Source organism: Lentibacillus salicampi, assembly GCF_004565465.1.
GTDB classification, from domain to species: Bacteria; Bacillota; Bacilli; order Bacillales; family Amphibacillaceae; genus Lentibacillus; species Lentibacillus salicampi.
The window spans coordinates 1-1,322 of record NZ_SRHY01000111.1; the positions used below are offsets into that span (position 1 = coordinate 1).

The 1,322-nt window shown below is 41.5% G+C and carries 1 protein-coding gene; it reads left to right on the top strand.

Annotated elements, in window-relative coordinates; genetic code table 11:
* Nucleotides 1-165 precede the first annotated feature (165 nt).
* The coding region (locus E4U82_RS19545) for an IS4 family transposase (RefSeq protein WP_135111912.1) at nucleotides 166-1,322 on the top strand (1,157 nt) is incomplete at its 3' end.

Sequence of the window (1,322 nt, forward strand, 5' to 3'; positions counted from 1 at the left end):
ACTCAACTTTCGCAGATCAAAAATAGGCTTTAATTTAACTGCAGTATCACTCATTGGCAGCTGAATTATGTTCCTTGACAACATCACAATAAAAGAAAAACACCTCAACTTTTGGTATAGTTTAATTAACCAGAAAAAACTACCAATAGCGAGGTGCCTACTACTATGATAGCGAATAATGACATGAATAATCAACTGCCAAAAGCATTAAAAGCCGTATTTGATGAACTGGGTATTTTAAAACACTTAAGGAATGCCGGGATCACAAAGGGTTTGGGCTTTTCATGCACCTATATATTCAAGCTTATCTTCAGCCTGATTTTTGAGGGAAAAAACTGGTATATGCTTCTGCAAGGCAAAAAATCCGACGATCTGCCCGAAAAGAATGCCATCTACCGATTTTTGAACAATCCCAAGTATAATTGGCGCCGTTTCCTGCTTTCTTTAAGTGCAGCGACAATCAGTAAGGTGAGTACGTTAACCGGAAACAAACGTCCAAAAGTGCTGATTGTGGACGATTCTTCCTATGAGCGAAATCGCAGTAAAAAGGTTGAACTGCTTGCACGCTGCTTTGACCATGCTTCACAAAAAATGCGTTACTACAAAGGATTCCGCATGCTTACACTTGGGTGGTCTGATGGGACAACGTTTATGCCAATTGACTTTTCGTTATTAAGTTCCATGAAGGCCAAAATAAACGGCATCACCGAAAAAATCGACAAACGTACATCCGGTTATAAACGGCGCCGGGAAGCATTACAAAAAGCGCCGGAACAATTACCGGATATGATTAAACGTGCCCTTTCAAAAGGGATTGATGCCTCCTATGTTTTAATGGATTCATGGTTTACACAACCGCCATTGATTAAGGATATCGTGGATCAGGGCATCGATGTCATTGGCATGGTAAAAGCAACAAATCAGCGCTATCTGGTTAACGACAAGCGGGTTGGGTTGAAGGAGCTTTATCGTTTGGCTGCACCGACAAAGCATCACAAAAGCATTTTGCGTTCCATTCATACAACCATGGCCAATGGTGTTGATGTCAAGGTTGTATTTGTTCGCAACCGAAACAAGAAAAGTGAATGGCTGGCAATATTGAGCACTGATTGCACATTAACAGATCAGGAAATTATACGCATATACGGGATGCGCTGGGACATTGAAGTCTTCTTCAAAACAACCAAGTCCCTTTTGAAACTGCAGAAAGAGTTTCAGGGTCGATCTTATGATTCTATGATTGCTCATACGTCCATCGTGTTCACGAGGTATATTGTATTATCCTGGCAGCATCGATGCAGCACCGATGAGCGCACACTAGG